Here is a 24608-nt window from a genome sequence, read left to right as displayed (position 1 = left end):
ACGGTCACACGCGATGGAACATTACGACTACATCATCATTGGCGCCGGCAGCGCCGGATGCGTTCTGGCCAACCGGTTGTCGAAGGACCCCGGCAACCGCGTCCTGATCCTGGAAGCGGGCGGCAACGACAACTATCACTGGGTGCATATCCCCGTCGGTTACCTCTACTGCATCAACAACCCGCGCACCGACTGGTGTTTCACGACCGAGAAAGAGGAAGGGCTGAACGGCCGTTCGCTTTCCTATCCGCGCGGCAAGATCCTCGGCGGCTGCTCCTCGATCAACGGCATGATCTACATGCGCGGCCAGGCGCGCGACTACGACCTCTGGCGGCAGATGGGCTGCACCGGCTGGGGCTGGGACGACGTGCTGCCGGTCTTCAAGAAGAGCCAGGACTTCTACCGGGGCGCCGATGACATGCACGGCGTCGGCGGCGAATGGCGGATCGAGAAATCGCGTGTTCGCTGGGCGGTGCTCGACGCCTTCCAGAAGGCGGCGGAAGAGGCCGGTATACCCATCATCGGCGATTTCAACCGCGGCGACAACGAAGGATCGAGCTATTTCGACGTCAACCAGCGCTCCGGCATCCGCTGGAATTCGTCCAAGGCCTTTCTGCGCCCGGCGATGAAGCGGCCGAACCTCACGGTGCTCACCAAGGCGCATGTACGGCGGCTGATCATCGAGAACGGCGAGGTCAGGGGCGTCGAATTCCAGCACGACGGGGTCACGAAGAAGGCCTGTGCGCGACGGGAAACGGTGCTGAGCGCCGGTGCGATCGGCACACCGCATATCCTCGAGCTCTCTGGCGTCGGTCGCGGCGACGTTCTGCAAAATGCGGGTGTCGAGGTGGTCAAGGAGGTCAAGGGTGTCGGCGAGAACCTGCAGGACCACCTGCAGCTCCGCATGGTCTACAAGGTGACCGGCGTTCCGACACTCAACGAAAAGGCATCGAGCCTGATCGGCAAGGCGGCGATCGGGCTGGAATATGCGCTCAAGCGTTCCGGACCGATGTCCATGGCACCGAGCCAGCTCGGCATCTTCACCAAGTCTGGGCCGGACAAGGAAACCGCGGACCTCGAATATCACGTGCAGCCCGTCTCGCTCGACAAGTTCGGCGATCCGGTTCACATGTTCCCGGCGATGACCGCGAGCGTCTGCAACCTCAGACCTGAAAGCCGCGGCTCGGTGCATCTGAAAAGCCCGGATTTCGCCGCGGCTCCGGGGATCCATCCGAACTACCTCTCCGCACCCGCCGACCGGGATGTCGCCGTCCGATCGATACGGATTACCCGCGAGATCGTCCGCAAACCGGCTTTTGCGCGCTATCATCCGGAAGAATACAAGCCCGGCCCGAGCTATGAGACGGAGGCAGACCTCGAAAGGGCCGCCGGCGATATCGGCACGACCATCTTCCATCCGGTCGGCACGGCCCGCATGGGCGCCGATCCGGACAGCGTCGTTGATCCGCGATTGAAAATGCGGGCGCTCGGAAAATTGCGTATCGCCGATGCCTCGATCATGCCCAATATAACCTCCGGCAACACCAATTCGCCGACGATCATGATCGCGGAGAAGGCGGCGGAGATGATTTTGGCGGATAATCGATAGGATGGGATGTCAAAGATTGGCTGATAGGTGGGCGACGACGGCGCGATTTCCCCTTCTCCCCAGCGGGGAGAAGGTGGCCCGAAGGGTCGGATGAGGGGGCAAGGGCACAAGCGCTATAAACTAGGGTTTTGCCGCGTGGCCCCCTCATCGCCTCGCATCCGCTCGGCACTTCTCCCCGCTGAGGAGAAGGGAATTCTCCCACGCCGAAGGCCTAAATAAGAAGGAAGCAGCATGCCCGATACCACGCAGCAGATCGATGAAGTCCTGTCCGGCCGCATCGGCTCGGCCGCCGTCGTCCGGCTCAACCGTCCGAAGGCGCTGAACAGCCTCAACCTCGCGATGGTGCGGGCCATGAAGACGGCGATGGAGCGTTTTGCGCCGGACCCGGACATTTCCTGCCTTATCCTGAAAGGAGAGGGCGAGCGGGGCCTGTGTGCCGGCGGCGACATCCGCGTCATTCATGAAATGGGCAAGGCGAAGGATGCGGACAGGACGCGGTTCTGGCAGGAGGAGTTTCCGCTCAACTATGCCATTTCCCACTACGGCAAACCCTATGTCGCCCTGATGGACGGCATCGTTATGGGCGGCGGCGTCGGTGTCGCCTCGCATGGCAAACATCGCGTCGTGACCGAGCGGACGCGGCTCGCCATGCCGGAGACCGGCATCGGATATGTGCCGGATGTCGGTGCCACCTGGCTCCTGCCGCGCGCGCCCGGCGAAGCGGGTACATGGATGGGTCTGACAGGCGAGGTGATCGGTGCGGCCGACGCCATCTATGCCGGTCTTGCGGATGTCTGCGTGCCCTCCGAGCGGCTCGACGTGCTGGTCGAGACACTCGGCGAACTGAAGGGCGGCGCCTCGGACGAGCAGGTGCGTGCCGTGATCGACCGTTTCGCCGTCGTGCCGGGCGAGAGCCGGCTCGAGGTCAATCGCGATCCGATCGACCGCTGCTTTGCTTTCGACACGGTGGAGGAGATTGTCGAAGCCCTCGCCAAGGAGGATAATGAATTTGCGGTAGCGGCCCGCGAGGTCATCGCCAAGCGCTCTCCGACCAGCCTCAAGCTGGCGTTGCGGCTGCTGCGTCTGGGGCGCGGAAGTTCGAGCCTGGTCGAATGCCTGGAGCGCGAGTTCACCGTCGCCTCGGAACTCCTGAACAACCACGACTTCTACGAGGGGGTTCGGGCGGCGATCATCGACAAGGACCGCAATCCGAAATGGTCGCCGGCAACGCTCGAGGAGGTGCGCGAGGCGGATCTGGAAAAATACCTCGCCGTGCGGCATCCGGTTCTGTTTCCGGACCACCGGCTATAGGCGCATGCCGCCCTCGGGATGACGACATGGGGCAGGAAGAAAGAACAGACGGGAGGAAAAGATGACCAAGATCGCATTCGTGGGCCTCGGCAACATGGGCGGACCGATGGCCGCCAATCTGGTGAAGGCCGGTCATGAGGTGCGCGGCTTCGACCTTTCTGAGGCCTCCGTGAAGGCCGCGGTGGCTGCTGGCGTCAAGGGCGCCGGCGCGCTTTCGGAAGCCGTCAGCGATGCCGAATGCGTCATCACCATGCTGCCCAAGGGGCAGCATGTCACCGCGGTCTGGAGCGACCTGACGACGCTGCTGCCCGAGGGGACGCTCGTCATCGATTGCTCCACCATCGATGTGGAAAGTGCCCGCAAGGCGCACAAGCTGGCGGAGGTGATGAACTGCAGCGCGCTCGATGCGCCAGTCTCGGGCGGCACGGGCGGGGCGGCGGCCGGGACGCTGACCTTCATGGTCGGCGGTTCGGAAAAGGCGTTTGCGATGGGAAGGCCGATCCTCGAAGCCATGGGCAAGAAGATCGTTCACTGCGGCGCTCCAGGTGCGGGGCAGGCGGCGAAGATCTGCAACAACATGATCCTCGGCATCTCGATGATCGGCGTCTGCGAGGCCTTCGGACTTGCAGAAAAGCTCGGTCTTTCGCATCAGGCACTGTTCGACGTCGCGTCGACCTCGTCCGGCCAATGCTGGTCGCTCACCACCTATTGTCCGGTGCCGGGCCCGGTGCCGACCTCGCCCGCCAATAACGACTACAAGCCGGGCTTTGCCGCCGCGCTGATGCTGAAGGACCTGTCGCTTTCGCAGGAGGCAGCCAAGCAGACGGGTGCCGCCACGCCGCTCGGACGACACGCGGCGGAGCTTTATGCGGAGTTCGAAAAGGCCGGCCACGGCGGCGACGATTTTTCCGCGATCATCCAGATGCTGCGGGAGAAGACGGGCGGATGATGGAGATCGGTCCTTTGGATCTGGCAGGTCCTCACCAACACGTTTAGCCACGCCGGCTACACCGGCATGGTTGGGAGTGGGGCAGGCAGTGGGTGATGTGGGTAGTCGGTAGATTTTGTCTGCCTGCCCCGGCCGCTTCGGTGATCTTTCGAGGATTTCCCAGCCCTCTTCGGATCATTTTTCTCGACCATCACCGGAACCGAGCCGAAAACCCGAGGAGGAGGCCGGTTCGCGAACCCGGTTCCCATCCGATGACGGGATGATTGTCGCGCAGCGGCGAGGGGCGGGGATGAAAGGAAGCGGCCCTTCTATGGAAGTTGTTGAAGGTCAGCGAGATTATTTTTGCGAACCTGCTCGAATATCCCCGCAGACGCCGGTTCGCTGGCTCTCATTAAAGGCGTGAACCGGCTTCCAGGGCTGGAGAAAGATGGCTTGCGCCTTATCTCAGCGAGAGATGGGAAACAAAGAGAGAAGGGACCAAGCTATGGCAAAGAACACGATCTGCGTATGGTACGACAAAGAGGCCGAGGCCGCCGCACGCTTCTACGCCGAGACCTTTCCCGACAGTGCGGTGGGCGCGGTCATTCGTGCGCCTGGAGATTACCCATCCGGTCAGGAGGGAGATGTGCTGGTCGTCGAATTCACCGTTGCGGGTATTCCCTGCGTCGGCCTGAACGGCGGGACCACGTTCAAGCAGACTGAAGCCTTCTCGTTTCAGATCTCAACCGAAGATCAGGAAGAAACCGATCGTTACTGGAACGCGATCGTCGGCAATGGCGGTCAGGAAAGCGAGTGCGGCTGGTGCAAGGACAAGTGGGGCGTATCCTGGCAGATCACGCCGCGGGTAATGCTGGAAGCGCTCGCGGCCGGCGGCGGTCAGGCAAAGCGAGCTTTCGATGCGATGATGACCATGAAGAAGATCGACGTGGCGGCGATCGAGGCGGCCCGGCGCGGCTGAGGTCCGTCGCTTGATCGAGGACGCGATGTTCCTGCTCCCCGATGGACAAAACCATCGCTGAAGCGGCTGGAAAATGAACGGAATTTCTAAGGAGGAGGTCAAGCTGGGTTCCGGCTTCCTCGCGGTTGGTTGCGTCTCCCGGTAGTTTCTCCACCAGCATCGAACACCGGAGAAATCCATGAACCGTTTCCTCGTCCTCGGCACCGCACTTGTCGCCCCCTTGGCGGCGCTTTTCGTCACTCCCGCGCTGGCCCAGCAGCCGAACAAACTCCTCAACGCATCCTACGACGTCGCGCGCGAGCTTTTCGTCGCCGAGAACGAGGCTTTCACGAAGCTCAATCCGGGCGTCACCATCGACCAGTCGCATGCCGGTACTTCCAAGCAGGCTCGCTCCATCGTCGAAGGGCTGGAAGCTGATGTCGTGACCTTCAACCAGTCGACCGACGTGGATTTCCTCGCCAAGAACGGTTTCGTGTCCAAGGACTGGACGAAGGCATTCCCGAACAACGCTTCGCCCTTCTATTCCTTCCCGTCCTTCCTGGTGCGCGCCGGCAATCCGAAGAACATCAAGGACTGGGCCGATCTCGCCCGTGACGACGTGCATGCCGTCTTCCCGAACCCGAAGACCTCGGGTAACGCCCGCTACACCTATCTGGCGGCCTATGCCTGGGCCAAGGAGGCCTACAAGGGCGATGAGGAGAAGATCGAGGCCTATATCACCAAGATCTTCGACAACGTCCCGGTCTTCGACACCGGCGGCCGTGCCGCCACGACCACCTTCGTCGAGCGCGAAACGGGCGACGTACTGATCACCTTCGAGGCCGAGACCCGCGGGATCGCCAAGCAATACGGCGCCGACAAGGTTCAGGCCGTCACCCCGTCCGTCAGCCTGCTCGCCGAATTCCCGGTCGCCGTCGTCGACAAGGTCGCCAAGAAACACGGCACGGAAGCGCTCGCCAAGTCCTACCTCGACTTCCTCTATTCCGAGGAAGGCCAGAGGATCGCCGCCCAGTTCGGTCACCGCGTCAACAACGAGAAGATCGCCGCCGAATTCAAGGGGCAGTTCCCGGAAATCCGGCTCGTCAAGGTCGACGACGTGTTCGGCGGCTGGCAGAAGATCCAGTCCGAGCACTTCGCATCCGGCGGCACTCTCGACAAGCTCTACGGTAGCCGCTAATCCGCACATCTGAATTCGTTTGATCCTGCCCGGCGGACGAAAGTCCGCCGGGCTTTGCCATGTCTTTCGGCCGTGTAGAGAGGAAATAGCTGCGTGAGACGCAATGTCCTGCCCGGATTGCCTTTGTCGCTGGGCGTGACCCTGTTCTATGTCGGGCTGATCGTCGTGTTGCCGCTGGCGGCACTCGTCTTCAAGGCGGCGAGCCTCGGGCCGGAGGACTACTGGCGGATCGTTTCGTCCAGCCGGGCGCTTGCGAGCTACCGCGTCACGGTTCTTTCGGCACTCGGCGCCACCGTCTTCAACCTGTTCTTCGGCCTGGCACTTGCCTGGGTGCTGACGCGCTACCGCTTTCCCGGCTGGCGCATCGTCGATGCCATGGTCGATCTTCCCTTCGCGCTGCCGACGGCGGTGGCCGGCATTGCGCTGACGGCGCTGTTCACCACCAACGGCTGGTTCGGCTCGATCCTCGGCGATCTCGGCATCAAGGTGGCCTATACGCCGCTCGGCATCATGATCGCCATGTGCTTCACATCGCTGCCCTTCATCGTGCGCACGGTGCAGCCGGTGCTGGAGGATCTCGACCCGGCGCTGGAAGAGGCGGCGCAATCGCTCGGCGGCTCTGACTGGGCGATCTTCCGCAAGGTCATCCTGCCGCTCCTGACGCCCGCGCTGCTCGCTGGTGTCTCGCTCTCCTTCGCCAGGGCGCTCGGCGAGTTCGGCGCGATCATCTTCATCGCCGGCAACCAGCCGATGTCGACGGAAATTACGGCACTGCTGATCTTCATCCGGCTCGAGGAATACGATTATCAGGCTGCGGCCGCGATCGCGTCGGTTCTGCTCCTGACGGCGTTCTTCATGCTCGCGCTCACCAACTGGATGCAGTCGCGGGCGCTGCGCTACACGGTGAGGAGCTGATCATGAGCACTCCCGTTACCCGCCGCAAACCGCCGCGCGTCGGCGACCAGCCGCTCTTTCGCCGCGCGCTGATCGGCATCGTCCTCGTCCTCGGCGCTTTCCTGATCCTCGCGCCGCTGATCATCATCGGCGTCGAAGCCTTCGCCAAAGGCTGGCAGGTCTATCGCGATACGATCACACATCCGGATACGCGGCACGCGATCATGCTCACCGTGCTTGCGGCGCTCGTCGCCGTGCCGATCAATACGGCCTTCGGTGTTGCGGCGGCCTGGGCGATCACCAAGTTCGACTTCCGGGGCAAGCGTTTCCTGCTGGTGGTCATCGAAATCCCGTTCTCGGTGTCGCCGATCGTCGCGGGCGTCGCCTATCTCTTCGTCTATGGCCTGCAGGGCATTTTCGGCCCGGTGCTGGACGAATACGGGATCAAGATCCTGTTCGCGATCCCCGGCATCATCCTCGCCTCGATGTTCGTCACCGCGCCTTTCGTCGCCCGGGAACTGATCCCGCTCATGCAGGCGCAGGGGCGCGATCTGGAGGAGGCGGCGACCTCGCTCGGCGCTTCCGGCTGGCGCACCTTCTTCTCGGTGACGCTGCCGAACATCAAATGGGCGCTGCTCTACGGCGTCGTGCTCTGCAATGCCCGCGTCATGGGTGAATTCGGTGCGGTCTCGGTCGTCTCCGGCAATATCCGCGGCCAGACCAACACGCTGCCGCTGCATATCGAGCTGCTCTATCACGACTACCAGGCGGCGGGCGCCTTCGCCTCGGCCTCCATCCTGGCTCTGATCGCCGTCTTCACCATCATCGCCAAGGTGGCGCTGGAGCGCCAGGGCGCGGGCCGCGTCCGCCGTCCGGCACTGGCCGCCAATCCTGCGGAGAAAACCTCATGAAAATCCGCCTCGATCACGTCGTTAAAACCTTCGAAACCTTCCGCGCGGTGAAAGACGTCTCGCTGGAGATCGAAAGCGGCGAACTCGTCGCGCTCCTCGGGCCCTCCGGTTCGGGCAAGACGACGATCCTGCGCATGGTGGCCGGGCTCGAATATGCCGATCAAGGCCACATCTATTTCGGCGATCAGGATGCGACCGACATTCCGGTGCGCGATCGCGGCGTCGGTTTCGTCTTCCAGCATTACGCGCTCTTTCCGCACATGACGGTGGCGGAAAACATCGCCTTCGGCATGAAGGTCTCGAAGGTGAAGCGCGAGAAGGCGGCGATCGATGTCCGCGTCTTGGATCTCTTGCGGCTCGTTCGGCTCGAAGGCCTCGGGGACCGGTTCCCGGCGCAGATTTCCGGCGGCCAGCGGCAGCGGGTGGCGCTCGCGCGTGCCCTTGCCGTCGATCCCAAGGTGTTGCTGCTCGACGAGCCGTTCGGGGCGCTCGACGCCAATGTGCGCCGTGACCTGCGCCGCTGGCTGCGCGAAATCCATTCCGAACTCGGCATCACCACGCTGTTTGTGACCCACGATCAGGAAGAGGCGCTCGATCTCGCCGACCGGGTGGTGATTTTGAAGGACGGCCAGATCGTTCAGCAGGGCACGCCGGAAGAGGTCTGCCGCGATCCGAAAACGTCCTTCGTGATGAAGTTCCTGGGCGATGCGAATGTGCTGGCCGCCGAAGTGCGGGACGGCAAGGCCTATGCCAGCGGCGCCGCGATCGAAGTCTCCGGCATGGCCGACGGCAAGGCCGAGCTTTATGCGCGTCCGGCCGATCTCGACTGGTCGCTGCAGGGTCCCGGCATTCCCGCCAGCATCACCCGCGTCCTCGACCGCGCCGACGGCCGCCGCGTCTTGGCGACGGCCGAGACCGGCGAGCATCTGGAATTCGACGTCGAGCCGGAACGCCTCGTGAAGGCGGGGGATGGTGGTTTCGTGACGCTGCGGCGGGCGAAGGTGTTTGCGGTTTGAGGGGCAAGCAGCGATGTTTTGGTGGCGGCGTTCTGGCGATTATGTACTTCTGACCAACCAAAAGTCTGCTAAGCGTGGTGGATGGGCATAATTGAACAGAAACTCGCCAATTGGCAGGCATCGCTTATGCCGAGCATTCCGATTAGCGGCTTGTTCGCGCGCAACGCCGTTGCGTACAAATGGAAAGCTCCTTTCCGATGCTGGATGTTACGCGAGGCGACATTTTGTCGCCTGACAGACCTGCTTACTCAATCGAATGCATTGCATATTCAAGGATATGGGCTTGGCTCTCGTATCCTGCTTCGTAGCGGCTTTGAAACGCTGGCCATACTCGTTTACTTGAATAAGCTCATTGAGCAGGTGCTGGAAGGTGAACTCAATTTCCACGTCTTTTCCCAGAAGACTAGCACTCTGCTGCTTGGGTCGCGCGATGGTTCTACAGAGCTGAATTCACTTAATATTGTCACCATCTTCGGCAAGTGTAACAAACAGTATCCTGGCATTGAAAAGATATAAAGTGTCCTCTCGGAAAGCGCCCACCCGAATTATGAAGGTATGGTTTCCGGCTACTCCAAGATTAACCACGATGAATACGAAACGTGCTTCGCGAACCAGTGGATGGATTTACACGGGGAGAGCCACCCCAAGTTGGTGGAGCTTTGCATGGACACGTTCGAGTACGAATACGTCCATATATGGACAGACTTAATAGTCAAGCTGGAAAGCTGGATTGTTACGCATGATGCCTATTTGGAATCTATCAAGGGCGACCCGCCGCCTGCCTGAGTCGATATGCTTAAAACGCAGAACCGTTCTAATGTGCAATAACCGTATCCGCACTAGCCGCCAAATCTATCCACCAGTTCAAAACCACCCTGCGCCAACACCTCGCCATTGACGATCAGTTCGACCGGGTGCCGTCCGGGATAATGGACGCGGGTGGTGAAATCGCGGATGGCGCGGGTGATCCCAAGTTCTGACACGGCACCGGGCGCGAGCGTGATCTCTTTCCACTTGAAGACCTTTTTCGACGTGCCGCCGGCCTTCTTCACATAGTGGACGACATAATCGATGACGAGCTTCTGCGGCTCGGTGGCGGTCGAGGTGAGCCTTGCGGCGATCTTTACCGAACCGCCGAGCTTCAACGCGGAGGGCGTCACCGTAAAGGCATCGACCGTCACCTGCGCCTTGTGCCCGGCGCCGAAAAGGTGAAGGGCGCGGTTGTCTCCCTTTTTGATGAGCGTACGGAGCGCCTGTTTCATGATCCAGCCGGTGCGGGGATCGTTCTGATCCCACGCGGCGATCTTGTCGAACACCCAGGCGGGATGATCCTTGGTGATGTCGTTCAGGTGGTTGGCGACGGATTTGCGGACATAGAGGCTCGGATCGCTCTTCAGGTTTTCGAGAATCGTCGCGACCGGTGAGGGATCGGCGATCAGCGCCTTCAACTGGAACGACCAGGGGAGGCGCGGCCGGCAGCCTTCGCTCGAAAGGCGTCGCACATGCTCGTTTTCGTCGAGCGACCAGCCCTCCATCACCTTGAGCGTCCGCTCGAGGTCTTTCAGGAGGAAATGTCTTATGGCGAATTCCGACGAGCCGAAGCGGGTGAAAAAGGCGAGCGCTTCCATGGAGAGGTCGAAATGATCCTGACCGTAGAGCGCCAAATACTCCGGCAGGACCATGGAGGCGAAGCCGTGGTTGATGCGCGGCGCGAGCGCCTGGAAAATCTCGACGTTCTTCTCGAAGCTGCCCGGCAGGACATCGTGATAGGCGACAGCGATCTGTCGCAGCCGCTGCATGATGCTGAGACCATCAAGATCTTGCGAGGCGAGGGCGAGAAACCTTTCGCCGTCGAATGCAGGATAGACCGCAGCGGTTTCCGCCGCGAAATGCTGGAGACGTTCGCGATTGAAGATTTCCTTCAGCAGCGGAGCTGCTTCGGCTCCAGTCTCAGCCATCGCTTCACCTTCGTGATGTTCCCTTTTTGTTTTGCTAGTCGACTCGTCTGGTGGAGGCAAGGGGCAAAAGAAAACCGGCCGATGCGGAAAGCAGCGGCCGGTTCCGGATTTGGCTAGCGGGTGAGCGCTCAGCTCATCTGGCTGACGAAGCGGGTCTCGAGGTAGGCGTCGACGGCTTCCGAACCGCCTTCCGTGCCGTAACCGGAATCCTTGATGCCGCCGAAGGGCACTTCGGGAATGGCAAGACCGTTGTGGTTGATCGTCAGCATGCCGGCTTCCATCTCGCGGCCGAGAGCATGGGCGGTCTTCACCGAACCCGTGAAGGCATAGGAGGCAAGGCCGAAGGGCAGGCGATTGGCTTCCGCGATCGCGTCCTCGAAATGCGAGAAACGGTTGACGATCGCAAGCGGACCGAATGGCTCGTCGTTCATCACCTTGGCGGAGGTCGGCACGTCGGCGAGCACGGTCGGCTCGAAGAAATAGCCCTTGTTGCCGATGCGCTTGCCGCCGGTCTTCAGTTCGGCACCGTTCGACACCGCGTCATGGATCATGTCTTCCATGGCCGGGATGCGCCGGTCGTTGGCGAGCGGGCCCATGGTGACGCCGTTTTCCAGGCCGTTGCCGACCTTGATCGCCCGAGCAGCTTTGACAAAACCTTCCATGAACCTGTCGGCGATACCGTCCTGCACGAGGAAACGGGTCGGCGCGACGCAGACCTGGCCGGCGTTGCGGAACTTCGCGAGCGACGTGACCTCGATCGCCTTTTCAAGATCGGCGTCGTCGAAGATGATCGCCGGCGCATGGCCGCCGAGTTCCATCGTGGCGCGCTTCATGTGCTTGCCGGCCAGTGCCGCCAGATGTTTCCCGACCGGCGTGGAGCCGGTGAAGGAGATCTTGCGGATGACCGGGTGCGGGATCAGGTATTCCGAGATCTCGGCCGGAATGCCGTAGACCAGGTTAACGACACCCGCCGGAATGCCGGCATCGGCAAATGCGCGGATCAGTTCCGCCGGGGAGGCCGGCGTTTCTTCCGGTGCCTTGGCGATGATCGAACAGCCGGTGGCAAGTGCTGCGGAAAGCTTGCGGACGATCTGGTTGATCGGGAAATTCCAGGGGGTGAAAGCCGCGACCGGACCGACCGGCAGCTTGATCGCCATGTTGGAAACGCCGCTGAAGCGGGCCGGAATGATCTGGCCATAGGTGCGGCGGGCTTCCTCGGCGAACCAGTCGATCGTATCGGCGGCGCCCAGGACTTCCATCTTCGACTGGGCGAGCGGCTTGCCCTGTTCGCGCGTCATCATGTAGGCGATGGCATCAACGCGCGAGCGCATGATGTCGGCGGCCTTTCGCATCAGTTTCGAGCGCTCGAAGGCCGAAGTGTCGCGCCAGATCTTGAAGCCCTTGTCTGCTGCCTCCAGCGCCCGATCGAGATCGGCCTTGCGGGCATGGGCGATCTTGCCGATCACCTCTTCGGTTGCGGGATCGACGACGGACAGGGTCTCGCCGCCGATGGCATCACGCCATTCGCCGTTGATGAAAAGTTTTACGTCAGGATAGGTCTGCATGAGGGCCACTTTCATTACCAAAGGGGGGATCGGCGGGTTCGCGGTCGCCGGCAGATGGGGATTTCGGTGCTGACGTAAGATAAATGCCGCTTGTAATCAATGGGCTGGCGAAAAAGTATTACTAATAAAAAGCACAGGCGCGGGAACTATGTCGGTGCGGCAGAATATCTGATCGACCGGAAAGCGGCGTGGGATGGTGCAGGAAGCGGTTATCGGGTCAGATGCCGAGGGCGGTCTTGCCAAGAACCAGAACAGCCCCTGCAAGCAGGGGAAAGGCCCATAGTCTCATGGGGATGAAGAAGAGGCTGTGGTTCGATCGATTGATGACAAGCTCTTCCCCGGTGTCCTTGTCGATGACGACGCGATCCTCGCTCTTCTGAAGCGCGCTTCCGAGGAACCAGATGCACACCGCCGCGATCAACAGTGCTGTGGCGAAGCCCCAGTGTCGGCGCCATAAGAGCCCGACCCATAGATGCCGTCGACAATGAGGTTCATCAGCAGCGACGCGCAGAAGATGATGACCGCCACGAGATAGCCCTGACCGCTCCACAAGATCATTGTGTTCCCCCTCTTTGCGTCGAAGTCCAAAACGGCTCTGCGTTTTATAATTGGTGATGGACGGGATTTTCAATCCTCGCGCGAGATGGCCGGGTGCGATTTTCGGACGACGAGTGTGCCGTTACCGAGGGCGTTGCTGATAGAAAAGCCCGGCACGCTGAAGCGGCCGGGCGGATATGTCGAAGAGTCAAGATCGCTCGGGATCAGAAAAACGCCTGAATACCCGTCTGGGCGCGGCCGAGGATCAGCGCGTGAACGTCATGCGTGCCCTCGTAGGTGTTGACCGTTTCCAGGTTCTGCGAATGGCGCATGACGTGGAACTCGATCTGGATGCCGTTGCCGCCGTGCATGTCGCGGGCCTGGCGGGCGATATCCAGCGCCTTGCCGCAGTTGTTGCGCTTGACGATGGAGATCATTTCCGGCGCCATCCGATGCTCGTCCATCAGCCGGCCGACGCGTAAGGATGCCTGCAGGCCAAGCGCAATCTCCGTCTGCATGTCGGCGAGCTTCTTCTGGTAGAGCTGCATGCCGGCGAGCGGCTTGCCGAACTGCTTTCTGTCGAGACCGTACTGGCGGGCGCGGAACCAGCAGTCTTCCGCCGCACCCATGACGCCCCAGGAAATGCCGTAGCGGGCCCGGTTGAGGCAGCCGAACGGACCCTTGAGGCCCGAAACGTTCGGCAACAGCGCATCTTCGCCGACTTCCACGCTGTCGAGCACGATTTCGCCGGTGATCGAGGCGCGCAGCGACAGCTTGCCGCCGATCTTGGGTGCCGAAAGGCCCTTCATACCCTTTTCGAGCACGAAGCCGCGGATCTCGTTGTTATGGGCTTCCGACTTCGCCCAGACGACGAAGACGTCGGCGATCGGCGCGTTGGAAATCCACATCTTCGAACCGCGCAGGCGGTAGCCGCCTTCGATCTTCTCGGCGCGGGTCTTCATGCCGCCCGGATCGGAGCCGGCATCCGGTTCGGTCAGGCCGAAACAGCCGATCAGGTCGCCGGAGACGAGGCCCGGCAGGTATTTCTTTTTCTGCTCGTCGGAGCCGTAGGCATAGATCGGGTAGATGACCAGCGAGGACTGGACGCTCATCATCGAGCGATAGCCGCTATCGATACGCTCGATCTCGCGGGCGACGAGGCCGTAGGCCACGTAGGATGCGTTGGCAGCGCCATATTCTTCCGGCAGCGTGACCCCGAGCAGACCGGTCTGGCCCATCAGCTTGAAAAGCTCGGGCTCGGTCGTCTCGCCCATATAGGCCTCCTGAACGCGCGGCAGGAGTTCGGATTTGGCGAAGGCGGCGGCCGCATCGCGGATCATCCGCTCCTCGTCGGTCAGCTGATCTTCGATGAGAAAGGGATCGTTCCAGGAAAATGCCATGGGTGCCTGCCTCCAATTTCAAGGTTGAAGGAATTATCGTCGCGCCGCCCCTGAGAGCAAGCACCGTTTACTCATCCCGCCATGATCTATAGTAATACCGCCATGGTGAACCTTTCGAGAAAACTCCTTCCTTCCACATCGGCGCTCGCGGCCTTCGATTCCGTTGCGCGACTGGGCAGCTTCTCCGGCGCGGCGGAGGAACTGTCACTGACCCAAGGAGCGATCAGCCGCCAGGTTTCCGGCCTTGAGGAGCAGCTGGGGATACTGCTTTTCGATCGTACCAGCCGCGGTGTGGTGCTGACCGCCGCCGGCGCGGATTACGCCAAAGCGGTGGCGAGCGCGCTTGCGCAGATCCGTTCAGCCTCGCTAGCCGCCATGACCAAACGGCATAGCGACCAGTTGAACCTCGCGATCCTGCCGACCTTCGGCACCCGCTGGCTGATGCCGCGTATTCCGCAGTTCGTCGCCCGTCATCCGGAGATCACGCTGAATTTCGCCACCCGCATCGGCGTCTTCGACTTTGACCGCGACGGCATCGACATGGCGATCCACATAGGTCAACCGGACTGGCCTGGTGCCGAATGCACCTTCCTGATGGAAGAAATGGTGGCGCCGGTTTCATCGCCTGCCTTTCTCAAATCCCATCCCGTCAACAAGGGTGAAGACCTTCTGCGCCTGCCGTTGCTGCACATGGCCTCGCGACCGGGTGCGTGGAGCCACTGGTTCGAGAGCCTCGGCATCGCCGGCACGCCGTCGCAGGGCATGCGCTTCGAACAGTTCGGCAACGTGGCGCAGGCCTGTATTGCCGGGCTAGGTGTGGCGCTGATGCCGCTTTTTCTGATCGACTCGGAACTGGCGAGCGGGCAGCTCGTCGAAGCGTTTCCCCATCAGGTCAGGAGCCCGAGTGCCTACTATGCGGTAGCGCCGATGAGTAAGGCGGATTTCCGGCCGGTCGCGGCCTTCCGGGCCTGGCTGCTGGAGGAGGTTGGGCGGTATCGCGAAAAGGAAGAGGTGGTGGGGTGGTAAGGGCGGCGGCTGGCTTTGCGCCCCCCCCTTGTGGCTAGGGGTGGGGAGGGGACTTCGCTCCGCATGAAAAGCCCCTCCCGCCTGCCTGCCACCCTCCCCACAAGGGGGAGGGTTAGGACTGCCGTGCCGCCTCATAACTGCGTTGGACTTGTGCTGAATGGCTAAAGCCTCGGCCTCCGGTCCAGCCAGTCGGTCGCGGCCTCATATGCCAGCGCCAGTTCGAACACCGCCTTATCCGCTCGCGGGCGGCCGATGATCTGGATGCCGGTCGGAAGGCCATTCGCACCGAAGCCGGCCGGCATGGCTGCGACCGGCAGGCCGGCCATGGAGGGGCCGATCACCACTTCCATCCAGCGGTGATAGGTATCCATCGTCCGTCCGCCGACCTCCTTCGGCCAATGCGTCGTCGCGTCGAAAGGGAAGACCTGCGCGGAGGGCAGGATCAGGTAGTCGTAGCGCTCGAAGTGCATCAGAAGATACTGATACCAGGCGCTCCGGCGTTTCGAGGCGAAATGCACCTCGCGTCCGGTCATGTCGAGGCCGTGCTCGATCTCCCAGATGATCTCGGGCTTTACCTTCGCCCGCTTTGCCGGATCGTCATAGGTATCCCGCATCTTGGCGGCGGCAAGCCAGCTCCGGAGCGTCGTCCAGGACTGCCAGACATCCGCCATGTCGAAATCCGGCACGACATCATCGACCTTGCAGCCTATCCGCTCGAAAACGGGCAGGGTGGCGCGGCAGAGTTCCAGAACGCCGGGCTCGAAAGGCAGGTAGCCGCCGAGGTCGCCCAGCCAGGCGATGCGGGCGCCGGCAAAGTCGCGGTTTTCGTCCGGCGTCAGGTCTTCGGTCGCCAGCGAATGCGGATCGCGCTGATCGTAGCCTGCCTGGGTGGAGAGCAGTGCTGCGGCATCGCGCACGGTGCGGCCCATCGGCCCCATCACGGAGAGCTGGCCCATGAAGAGTTCGAGTTTCAGCGAGGAGGGGATGCGGCCGTAGCTCGGGCGAAAGCCGACGACGTTGTTGAAGGCGGCGGGGTTTCGGAGCGATCCCATCATATCGCTGCCGTCGGCGATGGGCAGCAGATGCGCTGCAAGGGCGGCTGCGGCGCCGCCGCTCGATCCGCCGGCGGTCTTTGTGAGGTCGTAGGGATTTTTCGTCGTGCCGTGCACCGGGTTGTAGCTCTGCGAGCCGAACCCCTGCTCGGGCGTATTGGTCTTGCCGATGATGATCGCGCCCGCCGCACGGATACGCTCCACCATCACCTCGTCCTTATCAGGCGCGAAATCGGCAAACAGCGGTGAGCCATAGGTGCAGCGGATGCCCTTTACCTCGCAGAGGTCCTTGATGGCGATCGGCATCCCGTGCATCCAGCCGCGTGAGGTTCCCCCGGCCAGGTCCGCGTCGCGGGCAGCCGCTTCGGCGAGCAGGGCGTCGGTATCGCGAAGGCTGATGATGGCATTGATTGACGGGTTCAACCTCCCGATCCGCGCGAGATAGGCTTTCATCACATCGGTGCAGGATGCCCGGCCATCATGGATCGCGTCCGAAAGTTCGGTGGCGGAAAGTCCGGTAATTTCCTCGTCCTGCATGTCCGTCTCCCATGGCAGCGTGGATTTCCTTCCGGGAAGCTGCAAAAGTCAAGGAGCCCGGGACAAGTTGTGGGAGGGCATGTAAACGACTCGACAAAGCAATCCGACCCCTCTATCCTGATTAAACGTTTAAGCAGGGTCCCTGATGAAGACTGTCCGAACCGGGTCGAACATGAGCGCGATTGCGGCCGCACTGGGTGTGTCGGCGGCGACCGTGTCGAATGCGCTTTCCGGCAAGGGCAGGGTATCTCCGGAGCTCGTCGAGAAGGTTCGCGCCAAGGCGGCCGAGCTCGGATATGTGCCGAGTCTGACGGCGCGGGCGCTCCGGACCGGCCGCACCGGCGTGCTCGGCCTCGTGCTGCCTGACATCGCCAATCCGCTTTTTCCGCAGATCGCCCAGGCGATCGAGAATGCCGCCGCGAATGCCGGCTTCGGCGTGCTGATCGCCGACTCCCGCGGCGATATCGGACAGCAGACGGAGGCGATCAACCGGCTCCTCGAACGCGGCGTCGACGGCATGGTCATCGTGCCCCGGCGCGGCACGCGGATCGCCGATGTCGGTTGTCCCGTCGCAGTCATCGATACGCCGTCGACGCCGGGCAACACCGTTTCGGCCGACCATTGGGACGGCGGCGCGCAGATGGGCCGGCATCTTGCCGCCCTCGGACACCGCAAGGTCCTGCTGATCGGAACGGGCAGTTCGTCCAATGTGCAGAACGACCGCATCGGCGGGTTGAAGGCGGGTCTCGGCGCCGATGTCGAATGCGAAACCCTGTGGATCGAAAAGGTGGAGGCTCTTTCAGGCAAGGGCTGTCCCCTCGGTCTGGCGGCCAAGGCGAAGGCGGGATTTACGGCGTTTGCTGCGGTTTCCGACCTTTCGGCGCTCCGGGCTCTTACCGAGTTGCAGCGCGCGGGCATCCGCGTGCCGGAAAAGGTCAGCGTCACAGGCTTCGATGATCTCGTCTGGTCGCCTGTGGTTACTCCGGCTCTCACCACCATGCGCATGGATATGGCAAAAATTGCCGATCTTGCGGTCGCAGCACTTACCGGTGCCATCGAAGCTGCCGGCGGCATTGAACCGGGGATGGCGGGAAAGGTCGCGTCAGGCCGCGACCGCGTGCCCATGCAGCTTGTCGTCCGCCAATCCAGCGGCGTTCCGAATTCGCATGCCCAAACCTCAACGATAAAACCGACAGCAGGAGAACTTACGCGATGAAGAAGGTCATTTTTGCATCGGGCGCTGTCCTGATGCTCGCCACAGGGGCGGCTCAGGCCCAGGAAAAGACGCTGACGATCTCCGTCTATGCGCTGGCGCAGGACGAGTACAAGCAGATCATCTACGATCCCTTCGAGAAGATCTGCGGCTGCAAGCTGGTCGTGGAGACCGGCAACAGCGTCGAGCGCATTGCCAAGATGGAAGCCAACAAGGCCAATCCCGTCGTCGACATGGCCGTCGTCTCCATGGCTGATGCGCTGGCCGCTTCCCGCGCCGGACTGATCGACAAGGTGGATACGTTCAAGCTCTCCAATTTCGAAAAGCTCTACGACATCGCCAAGGATCCGAACAAGGACGGCATGAGCGTTGGCTACACCTTCTACGCCACCTCGATCGCCTACCGTTCCGACAAGATGAAGATCGAGTCCTGGGCCGATCTCCTGAAGCCGGAATATGCAAGCCATATCGCCTGGCCGAACGTCACCACCAACCAGGGGCCGCCGGCGCTTTACATGCTCGGCCAGGCGCTCGGCAAGGACACGCCGGACCTGAAGGCCGCCATCGCAGCGGTCGGCGAAAAGAAGGACGAGATCGTCACCTTCTACGAAAAGTCCTCGCAGCTTGTGCAGCTGATGCAGCAGGAAGAAATCTGGGCCGCGCCGATCGGCCGCTTTACCTGGGCTCCCTTCACCAAGCTCGGCATGCCGATCGCCTGGGCCACCCCGAAGGAAGGCCAGACCGGCGGCATGAACGTCATGGTCGTCACCAAGGGCTCCAAGAACCGCGATCTGGCGCTGCAGTTCATGGATTTCTGGCTGTCGGCCGACATCCAGACGAAGATCGGCGAAAAGGTGATCGACAGCCCGGCCAACAAGGAGGTCAAACTCTCCGAAGCCGCTGCCAACAACCTTACCTATGGCGAGGAAACGGCAAAAAGCTTGAAGCTCATTCCGTCCGCCGTGGCGCTCGACAACCGGGCCGGCTGGGTCAAGACCTGGAACGAGGCGGTCGGTCAATAAGCAATCCATAAAGTAATTACGAGATAGCCTCCCAAGGCTGAGGGATGCGGGCAGCGCGCGAATGCCTGTCCGCATCCCTACTTTCTGCGGAACAGGGTCACTTCAGATGTTTCAAAACAGGGCCGAAGCGCTTGCACTTGCGCTGCCCGCCGCGCTCTTCGCCGCGGCGGTCTTCCTCGTGCCGGTGGTGATCCTGCTTTCCGACGGGTTCCGGTCTCCGGTCGGCGGCTGGACGATCTCCGCCTATACGGATTTCTTTTCCAATACGCTGAACCAGACCGTCTTCCTGCGCACGCTGAAGCTCGGGGCGCTGGTGACGGTGGTTTCGGCGGTGATCGGTTATGCGGCAGCATTCGCGATCGTCAACCTGGAACCCGGCGCCAAGGGCCGGATGACCGGGCTCGTCGTGCTGCCACTGATGATCTCGCCGGTCGCGCGCACCTATGCCTGGATCGTCATCCTCGGCCGCACCGGCATCGTCAATCAGGCGTTCCAGGCCTTGGGACTGACCGAAGCGCCGCTGCGCATCCTGTTTTCCGAGACGGCGATCTTCATCGGCCTCCTGCAGCTCTTCCTGCCACTGATGATCATCTCGCTGATCTCGGCGCTCGAAAACATGCCGAGGGACGCCATTCCGGCTGCCCGGGTGCTCGGCGCCAACTGGTTCCAGGTGTTCTGGAAAGTGGTGCTGCCGCTGACCAAGGAAGGTCTTGTCATCGGTGGCACGCTCGTCTTCACCGGCTGCCTGACCGCCTACATTACCCCCGCCATCCTCGGCGGCTCCAAGGTGCTGATGCTGGAAACGCTGCTCTACCAGCAGGTTTCGGTCTCCAACAATTTCGTCTCGGCGAGCGTCATCGCCTTCATCCTGATCGTCATGAGCTTTGCCGCCAACATTCTCCTGAAGCGCGTCGCGACCGCGAGGAACAAGATGAGGAGCCAGCCATGAATGCCCGCAGCCTCTTCATCCCCGCGACGCTGTTTCTGGTGATCGCGTTCCTGATCGGCCCGTTCCTGATCATCGTTGCCGCATCGTTTTCGGCGGGCGAGACGCTCGCTTTCCCGCCGCAGGGCTTTTCGCTTCGCTGGATCGCCAAGGTCTTCACGGTGGAAAGTTTCCAGGCAAGTTTCGCCATGTCCCTGTTCCTGGCGATCGGCGGCACCGCGGCGGCGCTGGTGCTCGGCATTCCGGCCTCCTATGCCTTGTCGCGCTACAAGCTGCCGGGGGCGGAAATCGTCCGTACCGTCGTTTCCGCGCCGATCATCGTGCCGGGGATCATCGTGGGCCTGGCGCTCCTGCGCTATATCGTCGTGCCGTTCCAGGTCGGCATAACGCTGGCACTGTTCGTCGCCCACACCGCTTTGGTGCTGCCCTATGCGGTGCGGGTCGTCTCTGCCAGCCTCGACAACCTGCGCTCCGATATCGAGGAAGCGGCGGTGCTGCTCGGCTCGTCGCGGCTCGGCGCCTTCTTCCGGGTGGTGATGCCGAACATCCGCGGCGGCATCATGTCGGCCTTCATCCTCGGCTTCGTCACCAGCTTCAACCAGGTGCCGGTGTCGCTCTTCCTCTCCGGGCCTGGCGTGCGCACGCTGCCGGTCGACATGATCGCCTATATGGAGATCGTCTTCGATCCGTCGGTTGCCGCACTTTCCTCACTGCTCGCCTTCCTTTCCATCGGCATCGTCTTTGCTGCCGAACGTTTCCTCGGATTTTCCCGCTATGTCTGATGCGTCCTATCTCTCGCTCGAAAAGCTGACGCTCGCCTATGGCGATACGGTCGCCGTCGCCGATCTCGATCTCGACATCAGGAAGGGCGAACTGATCGCGCTTCTCGGTCCATCGGGGTGCGGCAAGACGACGACCATGCGCGCGATCGCCGGGCTGCTGCCGGTGAAAAGCGGGCGTGTCCGTCTCGACGGCGCCGACATGACACGGGTTCCGGCCAACAAGCGCGCCGTAGGCCTCGTCTTCCAGTCCTACGCGCTGTTCCCTCATCTTTCCGTCTACGAGAACGTCGCCTTCGGGCTGAAGCTCAAGGGCATGCGCGGTGCCGAACTCGACGCCAAGGTCCAAGCCGGCCTGAAGTCCGTCGGCCTGTCGAGCTTCGCCAACCGCAAGCCGGCGGAGCTTTCCGGCGGCCAGCAGCAGCGCGTGGCGCTTGCGCGTTCGATGGTCATGGAGCCGAAGGTGCTTCTGCTCGACGAGCCGCTCTCGAACCTCGACGCCCGCCTGCGGTTGGAAATGCGCACCGAGCTGCAGCGCGTCCAGAAGGAAACCGGGGTGACGATGATCTTCGTGACCCACGACCAGGCGGAGGCGCTGGCGCTCGCAGACCGGATCGTGGTGATGAAGGGCGGCGCGATCGAGCAGATCGGCACGCCGGAAGACATCTACAACCGCCCCGTTTCTTCCTTCGTCGCCGATTTCGTCGGCTTCGAAAACATCTTTCCTCTCGAAGGCGGCCAGCTCAGGACGAGCGGCGGCCTCATCGAGCTCTCAGGCGAGGCCCCTTCAGCGGCGGGTCTGGCCTGGCGGCCGCGTATGGTGACCCTGGGAACTGGTCCTTTCCGGGGCACCGTGCGCGGCACATCCTTTGCCGGCGATAGCCGGGAATATCTGCTGGATACCTCGTTCGGCGCGATCAAGGCGGAGGTCGAGGCGGGTTTGCCGGCTCACGCGCTCGGCGCCGATCTCCTCTTCGACCTGCCGGCCGAAAAGGCCGCGCTTCTTTCCAAGTTTTCGTAAGGCGTCGCTGACATGGGCATCTGGATCGATACCGATATGGGCTTCGACGACATAGCAGCGATCATGGTCGCGGCGCATGCGGGGCTTACGATCGACGGCGTTTCGCTCGTCTTCGGCAATGCGCCGCTCGAGCGCGTCCGCCTGAATGCGGCCGGCGCGGCGTCGGCATTCGTCTGGCCGTTCCCCGTGCATGCCGGGCGCGCTACCCCGGCACTCGGCCGGCTGGAAACGGCGACCAACGTGCTGGGCGATGCCGGCATGCCGACAACCGGTCTCAATCTTCCCGCGGTTGCCGATACCTTCCACAACGACGCCTTTGAAGCGCTCTGCGGCTGGCTGGAGAAGGGGGAGGGAGAGCGGCGCATCCTGGCGCTTGGCCCGCTCACCAATATCGCCGCCGTCGTGCTGGCCCGGCCAGATCTGGCAGCCAGGATCACCGATCTGACCTGGATGGGCGGCGGTGTGACGGCCGGCAACCACACGGCATCGGCCGAGTTCAACGCTTTTGCGGATCCCGAGGCACTGGCGATCGTCCTGGCGCACAGGATCCCGCTCCGGATGGTCGATCTCGATCTCTGCCGTCAGGTTCTCTGCGCCCCCGACGATGTCGCCCCGATCCGGGCCGCCGGCGGGCGCAATGCCGCGCTGGTCGCCGATCTGCTGGCCGGTTTCGTCGCCATCGCCACCAGCCGCGGCCGTCCGGCCATGGCGCTTTACGATGCGGTGGCGGCGGTGGCCTTTGCCTATCCCGAACACGTCACCTGGCGCGAGGCGCGCCTCGACGTGGAACTTGCGGGAACATTCACGCGCGGACGCACCGTCGTAGAGACGCGGCCCGGCCGTGGAGAATTCAATGCAGCCTTCGGCGTCCGGATCGACGTCGACAAGGCGAAAACCGTTATCCTCGAAACATTGCGCGCGGAGGCAAGCTGGTGAAGAGCATCATAGCGACCGTACAGGAGTTTACAGAGCCCGGGTTGCGCGACCGCGCGGTGGCGGCTGCGCGAGGCGACGGCCCGTTCGACATCCTGATTACCGGCGGCACTCTGGTGGATGTGGTGACCGGCGAGCTGCGTCCTGCCGACATCGGCATTATCGGCCCGCTGATTGCCAGCGTCCACGAGGCCGGCAGCCGGTCCGATGCTGCCGAGATCGTCGATGCGTCCGGCACCTTCATTTCGCCGGGTCTTATCGATACCCATATGCACATCGAAAGCTCGATGGTGACGCCTGCGACCTATGCCGGCACCGTTCTGCCGCGCGGGGTGACGACGGTCGTCTGGGATCCGCACGAATTCGGCAATGTCCATGGCATCGACGGGGTCGGCTGGGCGCTGGATTCGGTCAAGCTCCTGCCGTTGCGGGCTGTCGTGCTGGCACCGTCTTCGGTCCCTTCCGCTCCCGGTTTCGAGGTTGCAGGGGCCGATTTCGACGTCACGGCCATCGAAGAGATGCTCTTCTGGCCGAAGATCGCCGGGCTCGCCGAAGTGATGAACATGCGCGGCGTCATCGACCGCGAACCGCGTATCAGCGCCATCGTGCAAACGGCGCTGACCTCGGAAAAACTCGTCTGCGGCCATGCGCGTGGTCTCGTGGGACCGGATCTCCAGGCGTTCATGACGGCGGGCGTGACCTCCGACCACGAACTCGTCTCGGGCGAGGATCTGATCGCCAAACTGCGCGCCGGCCTTACCATCGAGCTGCGCGGTTCGCATGATCACCTGCTGCCGGAATTCGTCAAGGCGCTCAATGGGCTCGGCCAGCTGCCGCAGACCGTGACGCTCGCGACGGACGATGTCTTTCCGGACGATCTCGCCAAGAACGGCGGCTTGGACGACGTGGTGCGTCGGCTCGTCCGCTATGGAATGAAACCGGAATGGGCTTTGCAGGCGGCCACCTTGAACGGCTCCGTCAGGATCGGCCGCGCCGATCTCGGCCTTATCGCCGCCGGCCGCCGGGCAGACATCGTGCTGTTCGAGGATCTCAAGGATTTCCGCGTGCGTCAGGTCTTTGCAAGCGGTACTCTGGCCGCACGGGCCGGCGAGATGATGATCGACCTGTTCTCGGCCGATCCGACGCTGCTTCGCGACTCGGTGAAGCTGACGCCGCTGCAGGCGGAAGATTTCAAGCTGCCCGCGACGGGCAGGAAGGTCCGGCTCGCGACCATCGATCGCCCGCGTTTCACGAACTGGGGGCAGACGGATGCGGATGTCGTCGACGGTTATGTGGTACCCCCGGAGGGCGCGACGCTGATCGCCGTGACCCACCGCCACGGCCGTGCCGACAGCCGCACCCGTCTTGGGTTCCTTACCGGTTGGGGCAAGTGGAAAGGCGCTTTCGCCACCACGCTTGCGCATGACAGCCACAACCTCACCGTCTTCGGTTCCGATCCCGCCGACATGGCCGCGGCCGCCAATGCGGTGATTGCCGCAGGCGGGGGGATGGGGGTGGCGATCGGCGGAAAGATCGCCGCGCTGCTGCCCTTGCCGCTATCGGGTCTCGTCTCGCAGGCATCGATGGACGAGGTTTCCGGCGGTTTTGAAAAAATCCGTGCGGCCATGGATCGCGTGGTGGACTGGCAGCCGCCTTACCTGATCTTCAAGGCCTGCTTCGGTGCGACGCTTGCCTGCAACGCCGGACCGCACCAGACCGATCGCGGCATTGCCGACGTCGCCACCGGCACACTCATGGAATCGCCGATCCTCGAAGTGCTCGAATAGGAAAAGC

The 24608-nt window shown here is 62.5% G+C and carries 23 protein-coding genes; 17 read left to right on the top strand and 6 right to left on the bottom strand.

What is annotated here, in order from left to right:
* The first annotated feature begins 13 nt into the window (after nucleotides 1-13).
* The 9 genes from C5L13_RS24935 to C5L13_RS29170 all read left to right on the top strand — a co-directional run bounded on the left by C5L13_RS24935 (nucleotide 14) and on the right by C5L13_RS29170 (nucleotide 9341).
* Complete coding sequence (locus C5L13_RS24935) at nucleotides 14-1609, top strand: GMC family oxidoreductase (protein ID WP_105386008.1); 1596 nt, start codon at nucleotides 14-16, stop codon at nucleotides 1607-1609.
* 231 nt (nucleotides 1610-1840) lie between these two features.
* A complete protein-coding gene (locus C5L13_RS24930; protein WP_105385963.1) occupies nucleotides 1841-2920 on the top strand; it encodes an enoyl-CoA hydratase/isomerase family protein in 1080 nt (359 codons plus the stop codon).
* Between the two features lie 61 nt (nucleotides 2921-2981).
* Nucleotides 2982-3869, top strand: a complete 888-nt coding sequence (gene mmsB, locus C5L13_RS24925) for a 3-hydroxyisobutyrate dehydrogenase (RefSeq protein WP_105385962.1) — start codon at nucleotides 2982-2984, stop codon at nucleotides 3867-3869.
* 484 nt (nucleotides 3870-4353) lie between these two features.
* Nucleotides 4354-4827 carry a VOC family protein gene (locus tag C5L13_RS24920; protein WP_105385961.1) on the top strand — a complete coding sequence of 158 codons (474 nt, stop codon included), beginning with the start codon at nucleotides 4354-4356 and terminating at the stop codon, nucleotides 4825-4827.
* Nucleotides 4828-5005: 178 nt separating this feature from the next.
* Nucleotides 5006-6004, top strand: a complete 999-nt coding sequence (gene cysP, locus C5L13_RS24915; RefSeq protein ID WP_105385960.1) for a thiosulfate ABC transporter substrate-binding protein CysP — start codon at nucleotides 5006-5008, stop codon at nucleotides 6002-6004.
* Between the two features lie 93 nt (nucleotides 6005-6097).
* Complete coding sequence (cysT, locus tag C5L13_RS24910; RefSeq protein WP_105385959.1) at nucleotides 6098-6919, top strand: sulfate ABC transporter permease subunit CysT; 822 nt, start codon at nucleotides 6098-6100, stop codon at nucleotides 6917-6919.
* 2 nt (nucleotides 6920-6921) lie between these two features.
* On the top strand, nucleotides 6922-7809 hold the full coding sequence (cysW, locus tag C5L13_RS24905) for a sulfate ABC transporter permease subunit CysW (protein WP_105385958.1): 888 nt from the start codon (nucleotides 6922-6924) through the stop codon (nucleotides 7807-7809).
* The gene (locus C5L13_RS24900) at nucleotides 7806-8825 is read left to right on the top strand and encodes a sulfate/molybdate ABC transporter ATP-binding protein (protein ID WP_105385957.1); all 1020 of its coding nucleotides are present in this window, start codon (nucleotides 7806-7808) and stop codon (nucleotides 8823-8825) included. Before cysW ends, C5L13_RS24900 begins: the two co-directional genes overlap by 4 nt.
* A gap of 81 nt (nucleotides 8826-8906) precedes the next feature.
* Nucleotides 8907-9341 (top strand): hypothetical protein, encoded by a 435-nt coding sequence (locus C5L13_RS29170; protein WP_205836883.1) that lies wholly within the window; start codon nucleotides 8907-8909, stop codon nucleotides 9339-9341.
* A gap of 323 nt (nucleotides 9342-9664) precedes the next feature.
* Here C5L13_RS29170 and C5L13_RS24890 read toward each other — a convergent pair whose 3' ends face one another.
* The 5 genes from C5L13_RS24890 to C5L13_RS24875 all read right to left on the bottom strand — a co-directional run bounded on the left by C5L13_RS24890 (nucleotide 9665) and on the right by C5L13_RS24875 (nucleotide 14285).
* Nucleotides 9665-10783: a DNA alkylation repair protein gene (locus C5L13_RS24890; RefSeq protein ID WP_105385956.1), complete on the bottom strand. Its 1119-nt coding sequence runs from the start codon at nucleotides 10781-10783 to the stop codon at nucleotides 9665-9667.
* Nucleotides 10784-10911: 128 nt separating this feature from the next.
* On the bottom strand, nucleotides 10912-12348 hold the full coding sequence (locus tag C5L13_RS24885) for an NAD-dependent succinate-semialdehyde dehydrogenase (RefSeq protein ID WP_105385955.1): 1437 nt from the start codon (nucleotides 12346-12348) through the stop codon (nucleotides 10912-10914).
* 217 nt (nucleotides 12349-12565) lie between these two features.
* Complete coding sequence (locus tag C5L13_RS24880) at nucleotides 12566-12757, bottom strand: hypothetical protein (RefSeq protein WP_158693521.1); 192 nt, start codon at nucleotides 12755-12757, stop codon at nucleotides 12566-12568.
* 8 nt (nucleotides 12758-12765) lie between these two features.
* The gene (locus C5L13_RS28850; protein WP_158693520.1) at nucleotides 12766-12906 is read right to left on the bottom strand and encodes a hypothetical protein; all 141 of its coding nucleotides are present in this window, start codon (nucleotides 12904-12906) and stop codon (nucleotides 12766-12768) included.
* 203 nt (nucleotides 12907-13109) lie between these two features.
* A complete protein-coding gene (locus tag C5L13_RS24875) occupies nucleotides 13110-14285 on the bottom strand; it encodes an acyl-CoA dehydrogenase (protein WP_105385953.1) in 1176 nt (391 codons plus the stop codon).
* A 102-nt stretch (nucleotides 14286-14387) separates the two neighbouring features.
* On the opposite strand from C5L13_RS24875, the gene C5L13_RS24870 reads away from it, so the two are divergent.
* Entirely contained in the window at nucleotides 14388-15311 is a 924-nt protein-coding gene (locus C5L13_RS24870; protein WP_105386007.1) for a LysR family transcriptional regulator, read from the top strand.
* A 161-nt stretch (nucleotides 15312-15472) separates the two neighbouring features.
* Here C5L13_RS24870 and C5L13_RS24865 read toward each other — a convergent pair whose 3' ends face one another.
* Nucleotides 15473-16900, bottom strand: a complete 1428-nt coding sequence (locus C5L13_RS24865; protein ID WP_105385952.1) for an amidase — start codon at nucleotides 16898-16900, stop codon at nucleotides 15473-15475.
* 145 nt (nucleotides 16901-17045) lie between these two features.
* Between C5L13_RS24865 and C5L13_RS24860 the strand changes: the two genes are divergently transcribed.
* The 7 genes from C5L13_RS24860 to C5L13_RS29075 all read left to right on the top strand — a co-directional run bounded on the left by C5L13_RS24860 (nucleotide 17046) and on the right by C5L13_RS29075 (nucleotide 24601).
* The gene (locus C5L13_RS24860) at nucleotides 17046-18116 is read left to right on the top strand and encodes a LacI family DNA-binding transcriptional regulator (RefSeq protein ID WP_170117322.1); all 1071 of its coding nucleotides are present in this window, start codon (nucleotides 17046-17048) and stop codon (nucleotides 18114-18116) included.
* Nucleotides 18113-19135 carry an ABC transporter substrate-binding protein gene (locus C5L13_RS24855; RefSeq protein WP_105385950.1) on the top strand — a complete coding sequence of 341 codons (1023 nt, stop codon included), beginning with the start codon at nucleotides 18113-18115 and terminating at the stop codon, nucleotides 19133-19135. The genes C5L13_RS24860 and C5L13_RS24855 overlap by 4 nt, the downstream gene beginning before the upstream one ends.
* A gap of 106 nt (nucleotides 19136-19241) precedes the next feature.
* Nucleotides 19242-20084: an ABC transporter permease gene (locus C5L13_RS24850; protein ID WP_105385949.1), complete on the top strand. Its 843-nt coding sequence runs from the start codon at nucleotides 19242-19244 to the stop codon at nucleotides 20082-20084.
* The gene (locus C5L13_RS24845) at nucleotides 20081-20863 is read left to right on the top strand and encodes an ABC transporter permease (protein WP_105385948.1); all 783 of its coding nucleotides are present in this window, start codon (nucleotides 20081-20083) and stop codon (nucleotides 20861-20863) included. Before C5L13_RS24850 ends, C5L13_RS24845 begins: the two co-directional genes overlap by 4 nt.
* Nucleotides 20856-21881: an ABC transporter ATP-binding protein gene (locus C5L13_RS24840; protein WP_105385947.1), complete on the top strand. Its 1026-nt coding sequence runs from the start codon at nucleotides 20856-20858 to the stop codon at nucleotides 21879-21881. Before C5L13_RS24845 ends, C5L13_RS24840 begins: the two co-directional genes overlap by 8 nt.
* A gap of 12 nt (nucleotides 21882-21893) precedes the next feature.
* Complete coding sequence (locus tag C5L13_RS24835) at nucleotides 21894-22817, top strand: nucleoside hydrolase (RefSeq protein ID WP_105385946.1); 924 nt, start codon at nucleotides 21894-21896, stop codon at nucleotides 22815-22817.
* Nucleotides 22814-24601 (top strand): adenine deaminase, encoded by a 1788-nt coding sequence (locus C5L13_RS29075; protein WP_407070469.1) that lies wholly within the window; start codon nucleotides 22814-22816, stop codon nucleotides 24599-24601. Before C5L13_RS24835 ends, C5L13_RS29075 begins: the two co-directional genes overlap by 4 nt.
* Nucleotides 24602-24608 lie beyond the last annotated feature (7 nt).

Origin of the sequence: Neorhizobium alkalisoli, assembly GCF_002968635.1 — a bacterium.
Lineage (GTDB): Bacteria > Pseudomonadota > Alphaproteobacteria > Rhizobiales > Rhizobiaceae > Neorhizobium > Neorhizobium alkalisoli.
Note: the sequence above shows the minus strand (reverse complement) of the source record. Positions and strands in the feature narration are given on the sequence as shown.

Coding starts and splice junctions, on each gene's coding strand:
- C5L13_RS24935 (WP_105386008.1), top strand. CDS start 14: ATGGAACATTACGACTACATCATCATTGGCGCCGGCAGCGCCGGATGC.
- C5L13_RS24930 (WP_105385963.1), top strand. CDS start 1,841: ATGCCCGATACCACGCAGCAGATCGATGAAGTCCTGTCCGGCCGCATC.
- mmsB (WP_105385962.1), top strand. CDS start 2,982: ATGACCAAGATCGCATTCGTGGGCCTCGGCAACATGGGCGGACCGATG.
- C5L13_RS24920 (WP_105385961.1), top strand. CDS start 4,354: ATGGCAAAGAACACGATCTGCGTATGGTACGACAAAGAGGCCGAGGCC.
- cysP (WP_105385960.1), top strand. CDS start 5,006: ATGAACCGTTTCCTCGTCCTCGGCACCGCACTTGTCGCCCCCTTGGCG.
- cysW (WP_105385958.1), top strand. CDS start 6,922: ATGAGCACTCCCGTTACCCGCCGCAAACCGCCGCGCGTCGGCGACCAG.
- C5L13_RS24900 (WP_105385957.1), top strand. CDS start 7,806: ATGAAAATCCGCCTCGATCACGTCGTTAAAACCTTCGAAACCTTCCGC.
- C5L13_RS29170 (WP_205836883.1), top strand. CDS start 8,907: ATGGGCATAATTGAACAGAAACTCGCCAATTGGCAGGCATCGCTTATG.
- C5L13_RS24890 (WP_105385956.1), bottom strand. CDS start 10,783: ATGGCTGAGACTGGAGCCGAAGCAGCTCCGCTGCTGAAGGAAATCTTC.
- C5L13_RS24885 (WP_105385955.1), bottom strand. CDS start 12,348: ATGCAGACCTATCCTGACGTAAAACTTTTCATCAACGGCGAATGGCGT.
- C5L13_RS28850 (WP_158693520.1), bottom strand. CDS start 12,906: ATGATCTTGTGGAGCGGTCAGGGCTATCTCGTGGCGGTCATCATCTTC.
- C5L13_RS24875 (WP_105385953.1), bottom strand. CDS start 14,285: ATGGCATTTTCCTGGAACGATCCCTTTCTCATCGAAGATCAGCTGACC.
- C5L13_RS24870 (WP_105386007.1), top strand. CDS start 14,388: ATGGTGAACCTTTCGAGAAAACTCCTTCCTTCCACATCGGCGCTCGCG.
- C5L13_RS24865 (WP_105385952.1), bottom strand. CDS start 16,900: ATGCAGGACGAGGAAATTACCGGACTTTCCGCCACCGAACTTTCGGAC.
- C5L13_RS24860 (WP_170117322.1), top strand. CDS start 17,046: ATGAAGACTGTCCGAACCGGGTCGAACATGAGCGCGATTGCGGCCGCA.
- C5L13_RS24855 (WP_105385950.1), top strand. CDS start 18,113: ATGAAGAAGGTCATTTTTGCATCGGGCGCTGTCCTGATGCTCGCCACA.
- C5L13_RS24850 (WP_105385949.1), top strand. CDS start 19,242: ATGTTTCAAAACAGGGCCGAAGCGCTTGCACTTGCGCTGCCCGCCGCG.
- C5L13_RS24845 (WP_105385948.1), top strand. CDS start 20,081: ATGAATGCCCGCAGCCTCTTCATCCCCGCGACGCTGTTTCTGGTGATC.
- C5L13_RS24840 (WP_105385947.1), top strand. CDS start 20,856: ATGTCTGATGCGTCCTATCTCTCGCTCGAAAAGCTGACGCTCGCCTAT.
- C5L13_RS24835 (WP_105385946.1), top strand. CDS start 21,894: ATGGGCATCTGGATCGATACCGATATGGGCTTCGACGACATAGCAGCG.